Below are 14670 nucleotides of genomic sequence, written 5' to 3'. Positions count from 1 at the left end.
GGCCCAACTTGGGGGAGTCCGCATGAACCGCAACACCGTCGACCCGGCACCGGCCACCGCCAGCCGTTCGCTCCACAAACCGCTGGCCCTGGCCATCGCCCTGGCCCTGGGCGCCGGCGCGCTCGCCGCTGCTAGCGCCCAGGCCGCCGAAGCCGTGCGCTACGACATCGCCGGCGGGCCCCTGGCGGAAGTGCTCGGGCGCTTCGCCAGCGCCGCCGGGGTGGCCCTGTCGTTCGACGCCGCGCAACTGCGCGGCCGCCAGTCCGCCGGGTTGCACGGCAGCTACGACGTCACCGGCGGCTTCAGTGCGCTGCTCGTCGGCAGCGGCCTGCAGGCCGAGCACCAGGCCAACGGCAGCTACGTGCTGCGCCCGGTGCCCACCGACGGCGCCGTGGCCCTGTCGGCCAGCACCATCACCGCCAGCCTCGGCGCCGAGGCCCTGCCCCCGCCTACGCCGGCGGCCAGGTGGCCAGCGGCGCGCGCCTGGGCATGCTGGGCAACGCCGACCTGATGGACACGCCCTTCAGCGTCACCAGCTACACCGCGCAGACCATCGAGGCGCAGCAGGCGCGCAGCGTCGCCGACCTGCTGGTGGCCAACGACCCGTCGGTGCGCGTCATCGGTGGCCGCGGCGACCTGGTGGATACCTACGTCATCCGCGGCTTCGGGGTGAACAACGCCGACGTCGCCTTCAACGGCCTGTATGGCGTGCTGCCCTACTGGCGGGTGCCGATCGAGTTCGCCGAGCGCGTGGAAGTGCTCAAGGGCCCCACCGCCCTGCTCGGCGGCATGTCCCCCGGCGGCAGCGTCGGCGGCACCATCAACCTGGTGCCCAAGCGCGCCGAGGACCAGCCGCTGACCCGCGTCAGCCTGGACTGGACCGACCGCTCGCAGCTCGGCACGCACCTGGACATCGGCCGCCGCTTCGGCGAGGGCAACGCCTTCGGCGTGCGCTTCAACGGTGTGTACCGCAACGGCGACACCGCCATCGACCACCAGAGCCGCGGGTTCCCGCTGCTGGCCCTGGGCCTGGACTTCCGCGGCGAGCGCCTGCGCCTGTCCAGCGACCTGCTGTACCAGAAGGAAAGCCTGGAGGGCGTGGTGCGCCCGGTGATCACCGGCAGCGCCACCAGCATCCCCCACGCGCCGGACTCCAAGACCCGCTTCGGCCTGCGCGACTCCTACCTGGACCAGGTGGACTACTCGATCGTCAACCGCGGCGAGTACGACCTCAGCGACCACCTCACCGCCTTCGCCAGCCTCGGCGGGCGCCAGAGCGACTACGAGACCATCGCCGCCAACAGCATCCTCAACGGCAACCAGGGCGACGTCATCAACAGCCTGGCGCGCCAGCGCGCCGACCGCCGCACCTACTCCGGCGAGGCCGGGGTGCGCGGCGACTTCGACACCGGCCCCGTGCGCCACGACTGGACCCTCAGCGCCAACCGCCTGCACGAGCGCGTGGGCATGGTCTACGTGTTCACCGGCATGCAGCCGGGCAGCCTCTACGAGACCTCGCCGCACACGCCGATCCCGGACTTCTCCAGCCTCGACGGCAGCATCCCGAAGACCAACGAAACCGACCTCTCCGGCGTGGCCCTGGCCGACAGGCTGTCGATCCTCGACGAGCGCGTGCAGTTCACCGCCGGCGTGCGCCGGCAGACGGTGCAGTCCAAGGACTACGACCCGTCCAGCGGAGCGCGCACCAACAAGTACGACGAGCACGCCTGGACGCCGATGTTCAGCCTGCTGGTCAAGCCGCTGGACGAGTTGTCGCTGTACGCCAACTACATCCAGGGCCTGAGCCAGGGCGACACCCCGCCCTCCACCGCGGCCAACGCCGGCCAGGCGCTGGCACCGTACAAGGCCGAGCAGTACGAGGTCGGCGCCAAGTACGACCTGGGCGGCTTCACCACCACCCTGGCGCTGTTCGAGATCAAGAAACCCAACGCCTTCCTCGACGCCGACAACGTGTTCCGCGCCGACGGCGAGCAACGCAACCGCGGCATCGAGCTGAGCCTGTTCGGCGAACTGACCGACGACCTGCGCGTGCTGGCCGGCGCCAGCTACATCAAGGCCGAGCAGAGCAAGACCGCCAGCCCAACCAGCGAAGGCAAGGACGCCCCCGGCGTGCCGCGGCGCCAGGCCAACCTGGGGCTGAGCTGGGACACCCCGTTCGTCCAGGGGCTGACCCTCGACGGCCGCTGGATCTACACCGGCGCGGCCTACCTGGACACCACCAACGACCTCAAGGTGCCGCACTGGAACCGCATCGACGTGGGCGCCAGCTATGCCTTCCAGCTCGCCGGCAAGCTGCTGGTGGCGCGGGCCAACCTGGAGAACCTGCTGGCCAAGGACTACTGGACCGCGTCCAACGGCTACATGACCGTCAGCTCGCCGCGCACCCTGTCGCTGTCGCTGACCGCGGACTTCTGAGGCGCCCATGACCGCGAAAGCCCTGCGCACCTGGTACCTGGTGCACAAGTGGACCAGCCTGGTGTCCACGCTGTTCCTGCTGCTGCTGTGCCTGACCGGCCTGCCGCTGATCTTCCACGACGAGATCGAGCACACCCTGGAACCGCACCCGGAGCTCAAGCCGCTGACCGCCGAGTCGCCGCGCATCGACTACGACGACGTGGTGGCCCGCGCCCTGGCCGCGCGCCCGGGCGAGGTGGTGCGCTTCGTGGTGTTCGACCCCGACGAGCCGCTGGGCGCGGTGATCACCGCGCCCACCCTGGTGCCGCCGCCGGACATCGGCCACGTGCAGCCGTTCGACGCGCGCACCGGCGAGTTCTTCGACCCGGAGCCGCCGCCCGGCGGCTTCATGTACCTGATGCTCAAGCTGCACACCGACCTGTTCATGGGCCTGCCCGGCTACCTGTTCCTCGGCTTCATGGGGCTGCTGCTGTTGGCCTCGCTGGTGTCCGGGGTGGTGGTCTACACGCCCTTCATGCGCAAGCTCGACTTCGCCGCGGTGCGCACCAGACGCAGCCGCCGGGTGAAGTGGCTGGACCTGCACAACATGCTGGGCATCGTCACCCTGGCCTGGGTGCTGGTGGTGGGCGCCACCGGGGTGATCAACACCCTGGCGCTGCCGATCCTCATGCTCTGGCGCAGCGACCAGCTGGCCGAGATGACCGCGCCCTACCGCGACGCGCCGCCCATGGCCGACAACGGCTCGCTGCACAAGGCGCTGCAGACCGCCCAGGCGGCGGCGCCGGACATGACCATGAGCTTCATCGGCTTCCCCGGCACCCAGTTCAGCAGCCAGCACCACTACGCGGTGTTCATGCACGGCGCCACGCCGCTGACCAAGCGCCTGCTCAAGCCCGCCCTGGTGGACGCGCAGACCGGCGAGCTGACCGACATCCGCGAGATGCCGCTGTACGTGAAGACGCTGTTCCTCTCGCAGCCGCTGCACTTCGGCGACTACGGCGGGCTGCCGCTGAAGATCGTCTGGACGCTGCTCGACCTGGTGGCCATCGTCGTGCTCGGCAGCGGCCTGTACCTGTGGTTCGCGCGGCGCAAGACCATGGAGAAACGCCTGGCCGACCTGCAGGCCGGGCACCTGGCCGCGGAGGGCGAGGCATGAAGCGCAACTTGTGGATGGTGTTCCGCTGGCCCCTGGCGCTGGCCGTGCTGAGCCTGGTGGGGCTGGTTTCCGCGCTGGTCGGCGACGGCCCCTGGGACGCGCTGTCCTGGTTCGCCCTGGGCATTCCCCTGCTGGTGATCCTGGCGGCGCTGGCCCGCGCCCGCAGGCCGTCGCCATGAACCCGATCTACAGCGACCGCGCCCTGCGCCTGTGTGGCTACGCCGGGCTGCTGGCCGCGGTGTTCTGGATGATCGGCGACGCCGGCCTGCTCGGCGCCCGGGCCAACCTCGCCGACTACCCGCCGCTGCAGGACTACCTGTCGCGGATCAGCTTCGAAGGCCTGGACTACATGCTGCCCAACAGCGAGCCGCGCCTGGCCTTCGGCGCCCTGGTGGCGGTGCTGGCCATGCCGCTCTACCTGCTCGGCGCCTGGCACTGGTTCCTGGTCGCCCGCGGCCAGGGCTGGATGGCCTGGACGCTGTTCGCCCTGCTGGTCTGCGGCAACGCCTACTCGCCGCTGGGGCACGCCGCCTTCTACCACCTGGGGATGGTCTACAAGACCCTGCTGCTGGTGCCGGCGGACGCCCACCCGGCGCTGCTGGCGCTGGGCGAGCAGTTCCACCGCCTGCTGATGATCGCCTGGGTGGCGGCGGTGGGCGGCCTGGTGGCCGGGCTGGGCGTGCTCACCCTGGCCATCGCCTGCGGGCGCACGCGCCTGCCGCGCAGCAGCGCGCTGCTGCTCAACCCGCTGAGCCTGGGGGTGCTGGGCCACTTCGCCCCCGCCGTGCTACCGGAGCCGCTGGGCACCTGGCTGCGTGGCGCCGGCATCAACATCGGCTGGTTCGTCGCCTACGCCTTCTCCAGCCTGTGGTTCGCCCGGCGCGGGGCTCAGAGGCTGTAGGGCAGGCGCACGCCGACGTCGTCGACGGGGAAATCCCGGGTGTTGCGGGAGACCAGCAGGCGACCCTGCACCTCGGCGCTGGCCTTGATGATGGCGTCCGGCAGCTTCACCCGCAGGGTCTGGCGCACCGCCACGGCGCGCTCGGCGACGGACGCGTCGAGCGGCACCAGGGCGAAGCTGTCGAGGAAGGCTCGGGTGGCCGCGGCGGTGGCGGGCGTGGCGCCGATCATCACCTCCATCCAGGTGACGATGCTGATGGCCGGGTCATCGTGGCGGCGCAACTCGTCGCGGGCCTGTTCGTGGCCGTTGAGGTAGTCGATGAGGATGTTGGTGTCGAACAGCGCCTTCACCATTCCTCGCGCACCTTCCGCTGGTAGGCCAGGCCGTCGCCGGCGCTGCCGTTCCACAGGCCGAAGGCGGCCTCGGCATCCTGCCGGCGGTGCCGGACCAGGTACTCGGCGACCGCCTCGCGGATCAGCGCGGCGCGCGATTGCTGCTGTTGCTCGCCCAGGGCATTGAGCGCTTCGAGGTGTTCGGCGGGGATGTCGACGAGGGTGCGCATGGCGTCCTCCATATGTGATATCGATAACATATATCACACATCCCCGATCGACCAAGCCTCCGTTTGTATCAGCGTTTGCCCAGCACCTGGCGGTGGAACAGCACGCAGACCACCACGAACACCAGCAGCCCCAGCCACTGCGCGGTGTCCTCGAAACCGGCGCCGACCAGCGCCAGGGGCGCGTCCTTGCCGCTGGTGCCGATCAGCGCGGCGAGCAGGATGCCCATCAGGCTCTCGCCGACGATCAGCCCCGAGGCCAGCAGCACGCCGCGGCGGCGCGGCAGCTCGGCGTACTTCTCCTCGTTCACCCCGGCGGCCTGGGCGCGCTTCTTCAGCGCGCTCTCCAGCAGCCAGGCGAGCACCGCGCCCACCACCAGCGTCATGCCGATGGTCGGCGGCAGGTAGATGCCCAGGCCCACGGCGAGCACCGGCAGGCTGGCCTTGCCGGTGCGGCGCAGGAGCACGTCGACGAGGATCAGGGCGATGCCCAGGGCCACGCCGATGAGGATCATGTTCCAGTTCAGCGCGTCGTGGAAAATCCCGCTGGCGATGGCGGTCATCAGCGTCGCCTGGGGCGCGGCCAGGGCTGCGCCGGGGTCCATGCCCGCGCGCGGCAGGGCGTTGGGGAAGCCGTAGGCGTTGTACAGCAGCTCCAGCACCGGCGGGATCACCAGCGCGCCCACCAGGCAGCCGACGATCAGCGCCACCTGCTGGCGCCAGGGCGTGGCGCCGACCAGGTAGCCGGTCTTGAGATCCTGCAGGTTGTCGTTGGAGATGGCGGCTATGGCCAGCACCACCGCGGTGGTGAACAGCGCCAGGGCGATCGCCAGCTTGCCGCCCTCGCGGTCGAGGAAGTCGGCCTCCAGCGAGCCGACGCCGAGGATCAGCAGCGACACCAGGATCACCGCGATGATGCCGATGCCGGAGATCGGGCTGCTGGAAGAGCCCACCAGGCCGGCCATGTAGCCGCAGGCGGCGGCGATCAGGAAGCCGAAGAAGAAGGCGAACACCACGCAGGTGGCCACCAGGCCCCAGAAGGAGAAGCCGGCGAGGTCCGGCGCGGCCTGGCCGAGGAAGTAGGCGAAGACCACGAACAGCGCCACCAGCAGGACCGCGGCGATGGCCAGGATCCAGGCCGCCGGCATGTCACGCTCGGTGCGCAGGTCGCTGGCCTCGGCGCGCCCGCTGATGGCGCTGAGCGAGGCCCAGACGCCCTGCACCATGGGCTTGAACAGGGTGGCCAGGGTCCAGAGCGCGGCCACGCCTATGGTGCCGGCGCCGAGGAAGCGCACCTGGCTGCTCCACAGCTTGCTGGCCAGCTCCGGCAGGCCCTGCCCGGCGGCCAGGGTGCTGTTCACGGTGAGCAGCGGCACCGCCACGCCCCAGGCGATCACCACGCCGATGAGGATGGCGATGCCGGCGGTGATGCCCATCAGGTAGCCGGCGCCCACCAGCGCCAGGGAGAAGCCGGTGGACAGGCGGAACGCCGCCTGGCCCGCGGTGAGCCAGAAGCTGAAGCCCTCGGCCAGCAGCTTGAAACCGCTGCTGAACAGGCTGAACAGCGCCGCCACCACGCCGCCGGCGAGGATGTCGCGCAGGCCCGGCTTGCCGGCATCGTCCGCCTGCGGGTGCTCCTCCTCATGGCTGCCGACGCGGAGGATCTCCGCCGCCGCCACGCCTTCGGGGTACGGCAGGCTGCTCTGTACCACCATCACCCGGCGCAGCGGGATGGTGTAGAGCACCCCGAGGATGCCGCCGATGGAGCAGATGGCCGCCGTCTGCCAGAACGGGAAGCCGGCCCAGTAGCCGATCATCAGCAGGCCGGGGAGGATGAAGATGATCGAGGACAGGGTGCCGGCGGCCGAGGCCTGGGTCTGCACCATGTTGTTCTCGAGGATGTTCGAGCCCGAGAAGTAGCGCAGCACCGCCATGGAGATCACCGCGGCGGGGATCGACGAGGCGAACGTCAGCCCGACCTTCAGGCCCAGGTAGACGTTGGAGGCGGTGAAGACGACAGTGATGAGGGCGCCGAGGATGAGCCCGCGCAGGGTCAGTTCGGCCAGGTTCGATTCGTCCGGAATCCGTTCGAGCATGGAAGGCAGTCTCTGGAAGTCAACCTGCCAAGCTTAGGCCAGAGCGGCGCGCGCGCCCACGTCGCGGAATGTCGCCCAGGCGACGGCACCCGCTTTTCGTAGGAGCGAGCTTGCTCGCGAACCGCCCTGGCACGAGGCGGCTCACGCCCACCACGCCGAATGCCGCCCACGCAACGGCCCCCGCTTTTCGTAGGAGCGAGCTTGCTCGCGAACAGCTTCGGCATGAGGCGGTTCGCGAGCAAGCTCGCTCCTACAAGGGCAAGGGTTGGCGTGCGGGGGTCAGAACGGTTTGTCGCCAAGGATGGTCGCGCGGTGCATCACCCGGCGCTGCGGGCGGTAGTCGTCCACCGCGTAGTGCTGGGTCACGCGGTTGTCCCAGAAGGCCACGTCGTTCTCGCGCCAGCGCCAGCGCACGGTGAACTCCGGGCGGGCGACGTGGGCGAACAGCAGGTCGAGGATGGCCCGGCTCTCGGCCGCCGACAGTTCGTTGATGCGGGTGGTGAAGCCGTCGCTGACGAACAGCGCCTTGCGCCCGGTGACCGGGTGGGTGCGGATCACCGGGTGCGAGCGCGGCGGGTTCTTCGCCCGCGCCTCTTCCAGGCGCGCCAGGTCGGCGTCGGTGGCGCCGAAGCGCTCCTGGGGGAAGGACTTGCTGATGTCATGGGTGGCGGTCAGCCCGTCGAGCAGCGCCCGCAGCGGCCTGGACAGCGCCTCGAAAGCGGCGATGCCACTGGCCCAGAGGGTGTCGCCGCCGTAGGGTGGCAACTGCTTGGCGGCCAGCACCGCGCCCAGCGCCGGGGTTTCCAGGAAGGTCACGTCGGTGTGCCAGATGGCGTTGTCGCGCACGTCGGTGACGGCGGTGTCGAGCACGATCACCTCGCGCTGCTCGGGCACGCTGGGGTAGATCGGGTGGATGTGCAGGTCGCCGAAGCGCGCGGCGAAAGCGGCCTGCTGCTGCGGCGTCAGCGGCTGGTCGCGGAAGAACAGCACCTGGTGGGTGAGCAGGGCCTGCTCGATGGCCTGTTGCTGGGCGTCGTCCAGGCTCTGGCGCAGGTCGATGCCGGAGACCACGGCGCCGAGGGCGGGGCTGAGGGGTTCCAGGGTCAGGGTGGTCATTTCTTTTCTCTCTCGTGTTCTGTGTGGGAAGAGCACCCTCTCCCCAGCCCTCTCCCTGAAGGGAGAGGGGGCCGTTCGGTGTATCCGTCGAGCGCCGAGCTAGCCGGCGACTCCGATCAGTCCCCTCTCCCGCTTGCGGGAGAGGGTTAGGGAGAGGGGCTCTTGCTCTGGCTCTACAGCCCTACTCCCAGGAAGCGAACCGCCGCTGCAACCAGCGCAGGCTCACCTCGAACGCCAGCGCGATCCCAGCAATCAGCAAAATCCCCAGCACCACCACATCGGTCGCCAGGAACTGCGCCGCCGACTGCACCATGAAGCCCAGGCCGCGGTTGGCGGCGATCAGCTCGGCGGCGACCAGGGTCGACCAGCCCACGCCCAGGGCGATGCGCAGGCCGGTGAGGACTTCCGGCAGGGCACTGGGCAGGACCACGTGGCGCACCACCTGCCAGCGGTTGGCGCCCAGGCAGCGCACCGCCTGGATGCGCGACTTGTCCACGCGGCGCACGCCGGCGGCGGTGGCGATCAGCAGCGGGGCGAACAGCGCCAGGTAGATCAGCAGCACCTTGGACAGCTCGCCGATGCCGAACCAGATGACGATCAGCGGCAGGTAGGCCAGCGGCGGGATCGGCCGGTAGAACTCCACCAGCGGGTCCAGCGCAGCGCCCACCAGCGGGTTGAGGCCCATGAGGATGCCCAGGGGGATGGCGGTGAGCACCGCCGCGCCCAGGGCCAGCAGCACGCGCAGCAGGCTGGTGCCGATGTGCTGCCACAGAGTGGCGTCGACGTAGCCTTCGGCAAGCACCCGCTGCAGAGCTTCGTAGAGCTGCTCGGGGCCGGCAGGAACAGCGTGTCGACCCAGCCGAAATGGGTGGCGAACCACCAGAGCGCGGCGAGTGCGGCGATACTTCCGGCAGCGGCCCAACGTCGCGCATCGCGCGGGTGGGCGGGCTTGGCGCGACGGCTGGCGGGCAGCTTGGCGCTGAGGGTGTCAGTGGGCATGTTCGGCCTCCGGTTCTTCCAGGAACTCATCCAGCAGCGCCTGGCGCAGGCGGCCGAATTCAGGGTCGGCCTTGATCGAGCGCACCGGCTCGCCGGCCGCGTAGCGCCGCGCGAAGTCCGGGCGCAGGCGCTTGACGATGCGCGCCGGCGGGCCGTCCATGACCACCAGGTCGGTGGCCAGGAACAGCGCCTCGTCGACGCTGTGGGTGATCAGGAACAGGCCCTTGCCGGTCTTGCGCCACAGCTCCAGGGTCAGCACCTGCATGCGCTCGCGGGTCAGCGCGTCGAGGGCGCCGAAGGGCTCGTCGAGCAGCAGGAAGTCCGGCTCCACCGCCAGGGCGCGGGCCAGGCCGAGGCGCTGGCGCTGGCCGCCGGAAAGCTGCGAGACGCGGTAATGCGCATGCTCCTGCAGGCCGACCAGGGCCAGCACCTCGCGGGCGCGGGCCTCGCGCTCGGCGCGGCCCAGGCCGCGGACGCGCAGGCCCAGGGCGACGTTGTCGAGGGCATCCAGCCAGGGCATCAGGGCGTCGTCCTGGAACACCACGCCACGTTCGCCGCCGGGGCCTTCGAGGGTCCGCCCGTCGATCTGCACGCGGCCACGGTCGGGCTTCTGGAAACCGGCGAGGACGTTGAGCAGGGTGGACTTGCCGCAGCCCGAAGGGCCGAGCACCACCAGGGACTCGCCCTTGGCCACGTCCAGGGTCAGTTCATGCAGCACGCGCCGGGTCTGGCCATGCTGCTCGAAGGAGAGGCTCACCGCCTCGGCCGTCAAACGGCTCATGTTTCTGCCCTCCGTAGGGTAAGAAGGAGTGCTGGGCGCTTCGCACGTTGCGCTCTTCGCTCTTCGTAGGAGCGAGCTTGCTCGCGAACCCGCTTCACACCACACCTTCCCCGTCATCCCCGCGAACGCGGGGATCCAGAGTCTCTGGGTTCCCGCGTTCGCGGGAATGACGAGGTGGAGAAAGGTGCCGGGCTGTTCGCGAGCAAGCTCGCTCCTACAGGGAGATCGAGCAGGCCGGCGCGATCAGCGCTGCCCCACCTGCACGCTCTCCGCCTGGCGCACGTACTCGGCGCTGACGTAGGGCGAGTAGTCCTTGAGCACCGAAGGCACGCGCTTCTGTTCCTTCAGGAAGGCCGCGGTCCCGGCGATGTCCTTGGCGGTGCCGCCACCGAGCAGGGCGCTGGAGAGCTGTTCTTTGGTCTCCGGGAAGGCGCTGCCGGCCAGCAGCTCGGGCACGTCCTCGGGGGCGGCGCCGGTCAGCCGGGCGATCTTCTTCGCCTGCTCGGAGTCGGCGGTCCACTCGGCCTTGTGGGCGTTGTAGTCGGCGAAGGAGTCGAGGGTCACGCGGGCGAACTTGGCCAGCACCTCCGGGTGCTTCTCGGCGAAGTCCTTGCGGGCCACCCAGACCTCGAAGGTCGGCGCGCCCCACTTGCCCACTTCCGCGGCATCGGTCAGCACCTTGCCGCTCTTCTTGATCTCGCCCAGGGCGGGCGACCAGACGAAGGCCCCGTCGATGTCGCCGCGACGCCAGGCGGCGGCGATCTCGGTGGGGTTGAGGTTGACGATCTTCACCTTGGTGGGGTCGATCTTCCAGTGCTTGAGCGCGCCCAGCAGGCTGTAGTGCGAGGTGGACACGAAGGGCGTGGCGATGGTCTTGCCGACCAGGTCCTCGGGCTTCTCGATCTTGCTGCCGTTGCGCACCACCAGGGCTTCCGCCGCATTGATCTGCGCGGTGACGATGAAGGCCACGATCGGCAGGCCGCGGGAGGTGGCGGCGGCCAGCGGGCTGGAACCGAGGTTGCCCAGCTGCACGTCGCCGGAGGCGATGGCGGCGACCACTTCCGGGCCGCTGTTGAAGCGGCGCCAGTCGAGCTTCTCGCCGATGGCTTTCTCGTAGGTGCCGTCGGCCTGCGGGACCTTGGTCGGGTCCACGCCGGTCTGGTAGCCGAGGGTGATGTCGGCCTGGGCGATGCCGGCGACGCCGGCCAGGGCGAGCGCGGCCAGCAGGCGGCGCGGGGCGAAGGTGCGTTTCATGGGGTGCTCCTGGAAATGCATTCGGGGCGGCCGGCCGGGCCGTGACGGGCCGCCCCTCGCGGGGCGGCGGGAAATTCGGCTCAGTTGCGCGCCAGGTCCGGCTGCCAGACCTGCACCGCATGGGCGTCCACCGGCTTGGGCAGCAGGCCCTGGGCGTAGAAGGCGTCGGCGATGCGCTGCTGCTCGTCGAGGCCGTCGGCGCGCACCGGCTGCACGTCGTAGCTGCGGCGGGCGTTGGCCTGCTCCACGGTGGCGGCGTCGAGGTTGCCCCACAGCGGGCCGAGCACCTTGGCCGCGTCGGCCGGGTGTTCCTTCACCCAGCGCCCGGTCTTCTGCAACTCGGCGAAGACCTGCTTGAGCACTTCCGGGTGGGCCTTGGCGTAGTCGCTGGAGGCCAGGTAGTAGCGCTGGTAGCTGGCCAGGCCCTGGCCGTCGGCGAGCACGCGGGCGTGCTGCTGGCGCTGGGCGCTGGCGACGTACGGGTCCCAGGTCACCCAGGCGTCGACCTTGTGGTTCTCGAAGGCGGCGCGGCCGTCGGCGGGGGTCAGGTAGGCCGGCTGGATGTCGGAGAATTTCAGGCCGGCCTTGGCCAGCGCGGCGATCAGCAGGTAGTGGCTGCCGGCGGCCTTGGTCACGGCCACGCGCTTGCCTTTCAGGTCGGCCAGGGATTTCAGCGGCGAATCCTCCGGCACCAGGATCGACTGCGCGGTGGGCGACGGGGTTTCGCGGGCGAAGTAGGTCAGCTGCGCGCCGGCGGCCTGGGCGAACACCGGCACGGTGTCGGCGACGTCGGCGGACAGGTCGACGTTGCCGACGTTGAGCGATTCGAGCAGCGGCAGGCCGCTGGGGAACTCATGCCAGCTCACCTTGATGCCCTGCTTGCCCAGCTCGCGCTCCAGGGTGCCCTGGGCCTTGACGATGGTCAGCAGGGTGGAGGACTTCTGGAAACCGATGCGCAGGGTGCCTTCGGCGTGCGCACCCAGGGCGCCCAGCAGGGCGGCGGAGGCGGCGAGGCCGACGGCGAAACGGCGCAGGAACGGGCTGCGGGACATGGGTACGGCTCCTCGGGTACGGGGCGGCCGCCTGCAGAGCGAGGACGGACCACGGGACTGGGGTCAGGTGTTCTAGGTGAGTCCGGTGGTCCGGTGAAGTGAAGATTACAGCTATAAAAAATCAGAAATAAATAATTTTTAGTTCTTAACTAATATCGCCCGGATTCATCCCGCCATCAGTGCGCAGCCCCCAGCAGCCGGGCCCTCACGCCTTCCGCACGGAGGCTCGCCTGGGCCGCCTGGCGGGCCACCGCCAGGGCCTGGGCGGCGAGGTTGGCGAAGTGGCTGGCGCGGCCGAAGGCCAGCGCCGCGCCCGCCTCGATGCCCTCGTCCAGTTGCAGGGCGGCCTGCTCGCTGAGCACCAGGCCCAGGCCGAGCAGCCGCGACAGTTCCGAGGCCTCGGGCAGGTCCAGGCTGTCCGCGGCCTGCAGCGCCAGGCCCAGGGCGACGTTGGCCTGCAGCAGTTGCGCCAGGCCGTCGCAGAGCACGCGCCTGGGCGTGGCCGCCAGGCCCGGCGGCAGCAGGATGTCTTCCGGGTGCAGGCGCAGGCCCTGGCAGAGGGCGCCGGCGCGCAGCGCAAGGCCCGCCCGGGCGCTGGGCAGCGCAGCCAGCAGGAAGTCGCCGCTGGGCGCGTGCCAGGCGCGCAACAGCAGCCAGTCGGCCGCCTCGGCGGTGAAGGCGTCCCACTGCGCGCCGTTGACGCGGAAGCCGCCGCGCACGTGTTCTTCCGCCCGCAGCCGCTGGCCGTCGTCCTCGCCCAGGGCGCCCCACAGCGGCTCGCGCAGCAGGCTCAGGTGCAGCAGGCGTTGCAGTTGTTCGCGGCTGCCGAGCAGGCGCACGCGGGTCAGTTGCAGGTGGTGCACGGCGAACAACCGGGCCAGGCCGCCGTCGCGTTCGCAGAGGTCGCGCAGAACCTGCAGGACCTCGCGCCAGGGGCTGCCGCCGCCCCCCAGCTGGGCCGGCAGCGACAGCCGCAGCAGCCCGGATTCGCGCAGGGCGCGGGCCCAGGCGGCGGGGCCGGCGACGGCGCTCTGGAGGAACGGCTCGGCAGGGGCCTGCCGGGACGGGGCGACGCTCATGGGCACCTCGGGACGACGGGATCAGTGCCTGGGCGAATGGCGCGCGGGGAGACTGAAGCGAAGGGGTTCGGCAGCGCTCCGTTGCGCCGCGCGCGAGGCGCGGCCGGGGCGGTACTTAGAACCATATCCAAGCGGTACGGCAAGGTTAAATAACCTTTTTGCCTTAGCTGAGAACCGTCAGGGCTGCCGCTGGCCGACGGTGAGGTCGGCGGGCAGGTGGCGGGCCACTTCGGCGGCGCCGCCGGACAGGCCGAAGTCGAACGCCGGGGTGACGTTCAGCGCCTTGGGCAGCACGCCTTCGCCATGGAAGAAGTCGGCGGCCTTCTGCAGGGTGGCGGCGATGCGCTCGTCGAACACGATGGGGCTGATGCGCGCCTCGCCCACCCAGCGGCGGGTGACTTCCCGGGGCATGTTCAGGTCCTTGGCCAGGGCCGCGGCGAACTCGTCCGGGTGCTGCAGCGCCCAGACCTGGGCGCGCGCCAGGCGCGTCAGCAGGTCGGTGATGGCGGCCTTCTTGGCGGCGATGGCGGCGTCGCTGGCCAGGGCATAGGAATAGCCGGTCATGATGCCCTCGCCGTTGTCGATCACCCGCGCCTGGTCGAGCAGCACGGCGCTGGAGGTGTAGGGCTCCCAGGGCACCCAGGCGTCCACCGAGCCGCGCACCAGGGCGGCGCGGCCGTCCACCGGGCCGAGGAAGGAGAAGGTCACGTCTTCCGGCTTGAGCCCGGCGCGGCGCAGCGCGCCCAGGGCCATGAAGTGGCCCCAGCCGCCGCGGTTGACGGCGATGCGCTTGCCCTTGAGCTCGGCCACCGAGTGGATGGGCGAGTCCTTGCCCACCACCAGCGCCACGGTCGCCGGGTTGAAGTGCCAGGCGCCGACGGCCTTGAGCGGCGCGCCGGCGGCGTAGACGAAGAGGAACGGGATGTCGCCGGTGAAGCCGATGTCCAGGGCGCCGGCGTTCAGTGCTTCGAGCACCGGGGCGCCGGAGGGGAAGGCGGACAGCTCCAGCTTGTACGGCAGGTTCTCCAGCTCGCCGGAGGCGCGTAGCGAGGCGTAGCGGTCGCCCTTCACGTCGCCCAGGCGCAGGGTGACGGGTTCGGCGGCGCTGGCGGCACCAGCCAGCAGGGTCGCGGCCAGCAGGCCGGCGAGGACACGCAGGGTTCGTTTCATGGGGCAATCTCCAGGCGGCTCCGCACGGAAGCCGGGGGTGGTCTTGGGGGCTATCCGTTCCGCCGGTGCGG

At 70.6% G+C, this 14670-nt stretch carries 12 protein-coding genes and 2 pseudogenes; 4 read left to right on the top strand and 10 right to left on the bottom strand.

Going from position 1 to position 14670, the window contains the following annotated elements:
• Window positions 1-22 precede the first annotated feature (22 nt).
• From PKO50_RS00605 to PKO50_RS00590, 4 genes and pseudogenes are all read left to right on the top strand, one after another.
• Window positions 23-2436, top strand: a pseudogene (locus tag PKO50_RS00605) (TonB-dependent receptor).
• Window positions 2437-2443: 7 nt separating this feature from the next.
• A complete protein-coding gene (locus PKO50_RS00600; RefSeq protein ID WP_275628522.1) occupies window positions 2444-3592 on the top strand; it encodes a PepSY domain-containing protein in 1149 nt (382 codons plus the stop codon).
• On the top strand, window positions 3589-3771 hold the full coding sequence (locus tag PKO50_RS00595; RefSeq protein ID WP_275628521.1) for a hypothetical protein: 183 nt from the start codon (window positions 3589-3591) through the stop codon (window positions 3769-3771). Before PKO50_RS00600 ends, PKO50_RS00595 begins: the two co-directional genes overlap by 4 nt.
• Entirely contained in the window at window positions 3768-4493 is a 726-nt protein-coding gene (locus tag PKO50_RS00590; RefSeq protein ID WP_275628520.1) for a DUF6796 family protein, read from the top strand. Before PKO50_RS00595 ends, PKO50_RS00590 begins: the two co-directional genes overlap by 4 nt.
• On the opposite strand, the gene PKO50_RS00585 is transcribed toward PKO50_RS00590, so the two are convergent.
• The 10 genes and pseudogenes from PKO50_RS00585 to PKO50_RS00540 form a co-directional block, all read right to left on the bottom strand.
• Window positions 4481-4846, bottom strand: coding sequence for a type II toxin-antitoxin system VapC family toxin (locus tag PKO50_RS00585; protein WP_275628519.1), 366 nt, complete (start codon window positions 4844-4846; stop codon window positions 4481-4483). The genes PKO50_RS00590 and PKO50_RS00585 overlap by 13 nt on opposite strands.
• Window positions 4840-5055, bottom strand: coding sequence for a CopG family transcriptional regulator (locus PKO50_RS00580; protein ID WP_089390284.1), 216 nt, complete (start codon window positions 5053-5055; stop codon window positions 4840-4842). The genes PKO50_RS00585 and PKO50_RS00580 overlap by 7 nt, the downstream gene beginning before the upstream one ends.
• A gap of 68 nt (window positions 5056-5123) precedes the next feature.
• A complete protein-coding gene (locus PKO50_RS00575; RefSeq protein WP_275628518.1) occupies window positions 5124-7148 on the bottom strand; it encodes an oligopeptide transporter, OPT family in 2025 nt (674 codons plus the stop codon).
• 279 nt (window positions 7149-7427) lie between these two features.
• A complete protein-coding gene (gene tauD, locus PKO50_RS00570) occupies window positions 7428-8264 on the bottom strand; it encodes a taurine dioxygenase (protein ID WP_275628517.1) in 837 nt (278 codons plus the stop codon).
• A 181-nt stretch (window positions 8265-8445) separates the two neighbouring features.
• A pseudogene (gene tauC, locus PKO50_RS00565) lies at window positions 8446-9263 on the bottom strand (taurine ABC transporter permease TauC).
• The gene (locus tag PKO50_RS00560) at window positions 9253-10044 is read right to left on the bottom strand and encodes a taurine ABC transporter ATP-binding protein (protein WP_275628516.1); all 792 of its coding nucleotides are present in this window, start codon (window positions 10042-10044) and stop codon (window positions 9253-9255) included. The pseudogene tauC and the gene PKO50_RS00560 overlap by 11 nt, the downstream one beginning before the upstream one ends.
• A 243-nt stretch (window positions 10045-10287) precedes the next feature.
• Window positions 10288-11298, bottom strand: a complete 1011-nt coding sequence (gene tauA, locus PKO50_RS00555) for a taurine ABC transporter substrate-binding protein (protein WP_275628515.1) — start codon at window positions 11296-11298, stop codon at window positions 10288-10290.
• Window positions 11299-11378: 80 nt separating this feature from the next.
• The gene (locus tag PKO50_RS00550; RefSeq protein ID WP_275628514.1) at window positions 11379-12350 is read right to left on the bottom strand and encodes an aliphatic sulfonate ABC transporter substrate-binding protein; all 972 of its coding nucleotides are present in this window, start codon (window positions 12348-12350) and stop codon (window positions 11379-11381) included.
• 176 nt (window positions 12351-12526) lie between these two features.
• On the bottom strand, window positions 12527-13429 hold the full coding sequence (locus tag PKO50_RS00545; RefSeq protein WP_275628513.1) for an acyl-CoA dehydrogenase family protein: 903 nt from the start codon (window positions 13427-13429) through the stop codon (window positions 12527-12529).
• Window positions 13430-13606: 177 nt separating this feature from the next.
• A complete protein-coding gene (locus tag PKO50_RS00540; RefSeq protein ID WP_275628512.1) occupies window positions 13607-14599 on the bottom strand; it encodes an ABC transporter substrate-binding protein in 993 nt (330 codons plus the stop codon).
• Between the last annotated feature and the right edge of the window lie 71 nt (window positions 14600-14670).

It is taken from the genome of Pseudomonas sp. 273, from assembly GCF_029201425.1.
GTDB lineage: Bacteria > Pseudomonadota > Gammaproteobacteria > Pseudomonadales > Pseudomonadaceae > Pseudomonas > Pseudomonas delhiensis.
This window is presented reverse-complemented; position numbering and strand designations above follow the sequence as displayed.